The sequence below is a fragment of the Nonomuraea pusilla genome (genome assembly GCF_900109355.1).
Lineage (GTDB): Bacteria > Actinomycetota > Actinomycetes > Streptosporangiales > Streptosporangiaceae > Nonomuraea > Nonomuraea pusilla.
The window spans coordinates 1-3,038 of the sequence record NZ_FOBF01000051.1 but is presented as its reverse complement, the minus strand read 5'-3'; the positions used below and the strand labels follow the sequence as shown (position 1 = coordinate 3,038).

8 protein-coding genes are annotated in these 3,038 nt (G+C 67.8%); all 8 read left to right on the top strand.

Features of this window, described 5'->3' with window-relative positions:
• The first annotated feature begins 80 nt into the window (after positions 1-80).
• The 8 genes from BMX74_RS42420 to BMX74_RS42390 all read left to right on the top strand — a co-directional run bounded on the left by BMX74_RS42420 (position 81) and on the right by BMX74_RS42390 (position 2,886).
• On the top strand, positions 81-407 hold the full coding sequence (locus tag BMX74_RS42420; protein ID WP_091106125.1) for a hypothetical protein: 327 nt from the start codon (positions 81-83) through the stop codon (positions 405-407).
• Positions 408-497: 90 nt separating this feature from the next.
• Positions 498-746 carry a hypothetical protein gene (locus BMX74_RS42415; protein ID WP_143078984.1) on the top strand — a complete coding sequence of 83 codons (249 nt, stop codon included), beginning with the start codon at positions 498-500 and terminating at the stop codon, positions 744-746.
• A 219-nt stretch (positions 747-965) separates the two neighbouring features.
• A complete protein-coding gene (locus tag BMX74_RS44780; RefSeq protein ID WP_177227762.1) occupies positions 966-1,115 on the top strand; it encodes a hypothetical protein in 150 nt (49 codons plus the stop codon).
• 3 nt (positions 1,116-1,118) lie between these two features.
• Positions 1,119-1,394: a hypothetical protein gene (locus BMX74_RS42410; RefSeq protein WP_091106122.1), complete on the top strand. Its 276-nt coding sequence runs from the start codon at positions 1,119-1,121 to the stop codon at positions 1,392-1,394.
• Positions 1,395-1,398: 4 nt separating this feature from the next.
• Positions 1,399-1,656 (top strand): hypothetical protein, encoded by a 258-nt coding sequence (locus BMX74_RS42405; RefSeq protein WP_091106120.1) that lies wholly within the window; start codon positions 1,399-1,401, stop codon positions 1,654-1,656.
• Positions 1,649-2,029 (top strand): DUF4326 domain-containing protein, encoded by a 381-nt coding sequence (locus BMX74_RS42400; protein WP_091106118.1) that lies wholly within the window; start codon positions 1,649-1,651, stop codon positions 2,027-2,029. Before BMX74_RS42405 ends, BMX74_RS42400 begins: the two co-directional genes overlap by 8 nt.
• Positions 2,022-2,543 carry an SLOG family protein gene (locus BMX74_RS42395; RefSeq protein WP_091106117.1) on the top strand — a complete coding sequence of 174 codons (522 nt, stop codon included), beginning with the start codon at positions 2,022-2,024 and terminating at the stop codon, positions 2,541-2,543. The genes BMX74_RS42400 and BMX74_RS42395 overlap by 8 nt, the downstream gene beginning before the upstream one ends.
• Positions 2,536-2,886, top strand: coding sequence for a hypothetical protein (locus BMX74_RS42390; RefSeq protein WP_091106115.1), 351 nt, complete (start codon positions 2,536-2,538; stop codon positions 2,884-2,886). Before BMX74_RS42395 ends, BMX74_RS42390 begins: the two co-directional genes overlap by 8 nt.
• The last annotated feature ends 152 nt before the right edge of the window (positions 2,887-3,038 follow it).

The window sequence follows — 3,038 nt, the reverse complement described above, 5'->3', positions numbered from 1 at the left end:
CCCCGCCCGGGAAACGCTTTCCCGCCCGCCCCGGCCCGGTACTCCCTACCGGCCAACCCCCTGAACGGAGAACCCGACCGATGAGCAGACCTCCACTCCCTGAACTGCACCCCGAGGCAGTAGCCGTCTCGGCCTTTCGCGGCCTGCCGGATGGCACGGGCCGCCAGTACACGATCAGCGAGGCACCCTCGAAGAGGGAAGCCATCAAGGCGTCGATTCACCGCGCCAAGGCCATCGGCTTCATCCAGGCGACGACACATCGCGAGGCCGACAGCGGGCCCTGCGACTGCTACGCGGTGTTGGATATCCTCGACGCCAACGACGAGATCGTGCAGGACTTCTGCATCCCCACCGCCCGCGCCTTCCAGTGGTGGTACCGCCACCTTGATTTGCGCATCGCTGAGTAACCCTCAGCCCTCCCCGGTCTTGCCGGGACACCGCGCTCACGACGCGGGGAGGGCACTTCAGACCCCCAAGCAGCCAAGGAAGGCGCCGTGATGAGCGACACCGCCGAGATGGTCGCCGAGTACGTCGGTGAAGACGGCCGCATCTACCAGATCGACCACCTGGGCATCTGCTACCCGAGCCAGCGCGGCGAGTACGCCGTCTACTGCGAAGACCAGATGGTTGCCGACTTCCTGGCCTTCAACACCTTGCTGAAGCCCGAAGCTCAGCCGCCGCTGCCCAGCACGGGGGAGCTGATCGAGATGGCAAAGGCGGCTGTTCGAGACGCCTCGAAGGACTGACCCTTGCGCCCTCTCGCCTACACGGGAGAGGGCACAACCCAAGACCATCAACGACAAGGAGGCAGCGATGCCCTACACGTCTCACGGACACTGGTACGGCCCCGGAGAGCCCGCACAGCCCGAGCCGACATTGAAGGCGCGGTGCGGCGGCCCGGCCCTGTGTCCGGTCTGCATGCGCGAGGCCGCCTCTCCGGACTCCTCCACCGAGGAGGGCTCCCGATGAGCGAGCCGCTCTGCGAGTCCTTGTCCACGATCAGCGGCATCTCTCTGACCTGCGACCGCAGTCGTGGCCACGACGGGCTCCACCGGGACGCTGACAAGGACTTGACCTGGCCGCCGGCCGCCGCCGACCAGACCGAGGAGGGCTGACCCATGACCAGCGAGCGCCTGCCGGACCACCTACTGCTTCAGGGCTACACCAGCGAACGAGAGAACGCCCGTCTCAACCTGCAACGCGAGGTCGAGTTCGCAACCCAGAAGCTCCAGGAACTCGCCCGAGAGCTCCGAGACTGCCCAGACGGCACGGTGTTCAGCGGACGTGCTCGCCAACTCGGGGCGACCGTAGCTGAACTCCTGACGCGTGCCGGCGAACTCGACATGGCGAACCGGCTCGCGTTCCTGCGTCCCAACGACCCCGAGGAGGGCTGACCCGATGGGCTTCACGATCGACGACGACGCCGGCCGAATGGTGTCCGACGAGTGCGACACCGTCGCTGTCTGCTGGCCTGACCGGGGCTGGACCGTCACTGGACGCCGTGGCGTCTACTCCCGGAATCAGGCGATCACGGCGATGATCCTCGCCGAGTCGTACGCGGCAGGCAAGACCGCTGATGACGTGTTCGTGCGGGGGTGGGAGGCCGAGCTGGCGACACCCGCCTACGGCTACGTAGAGGAGGACCCCCGTGGCTGACCGAGAGCCGAAGCGCATCAGGCGGGAGCGCACGAAGGGCTACAAGCTCCCCGAGGGGGCGGTCTGCGTGGATCGCACGACGCGGTGGGGCAACCCCTTCCGTGTGGGAGACCCTTGCCCATCGTCCGTCCTCAACGTCGCCATCGGCGGCACGCCGCTAGCCAGACAGGGCGTCGTAGAAGATCGGAAACACGCTGTCGAACTCTTCTCCTACTGGCTGATGGCCGAGGTCCCGTACACGAGTGTGGACATCCGGCGTGACCTCGCAGGCAGGGACCTCGCCTGCTGGTGCCCGCTGCCAGAACCAGGAGAGGCCGACTGGTGTCATGCCGCCCTGCTGCTGATCCTGGCGAACGGAGAGCCCGATGCCTAACCCCATCCCGGCAGAAGCCGCCAGCCCGTACCGCATCCTTGTGACCGGCTCCCGCTCCTGGACTGACTGGGTGACCGTGTGGACCGCCCTGGAGGACGCCATAGAGCAGGCGCACGCCCAGGGCTACGCCCGGTACGTCGTCGTCCACGGCGGCGCGAAAGGCGCCGACGAACTGGCGGCGAAGTTCTGCGAGGACCAGGCGGGCTGGTACAGCGACTACGGCAACCAGACCCTCACCGAGGAGTGCCACCCGGCAGACTGGGGCGCGCCCTGCCGCCCCACCTGCCGCCACGGCTACAAGATCCGCGCCGACCGCACCCAGTACTGCCCGACCGCCGGCGTCTACCGGAACCAGGCGATGGTGGACCTCGGAGCGGACCTGTGCCTCGCCTTCCAGGTCGGCAACTCCAAGGGCACCGCCGATTGCATCCGCCGAGCCGAGAAGGCAGGCATCCCCGTCCGCCGCTACCAGCCCCTCCGCGCCGCCCTACCCGAGAGGACCGACCATGCCTGACATGCCTAAGGCGGTCATCCAGCCGACCCGCTTCGACGTGTCCTGCCTCCCGCTCGACGACATCAACGCCCTCGGCTTCACCGTGACGGTCGAGTACCGGGGGCGCGACAAGTGGGCCGTTCTCAACTCCCGCTGGTGCCTGTCCTCAACGGGCGAGTGGGACTGGGAGTCCATCCCGTCCGAGCGCGAAGACGACTGGCTGGCCACACACCGGTTCGACTTAGAGACCGCGAAGCGGCTCGCGATGGAGGCGGCCCCCAAGATGACGTGCAACGGCTGGACCGTCGCTGACGCTCTGGCGTCAATCCAGCGACGAGCGGAGGAGGCTGAGGACCGTGGCTGAAGACCTCCGCCACCGCTGCGACAACTGCGAAGGCATCGACCCGGACTCGTGCGTGTTCGCCCCTGGCGGCGCCGACGAACTGCGCCGAGGCTATGCCGAGCGGACCGTACAGCAGTGGAACCGCTACGCCCAGCACTGGCGGGAGCGCGCCG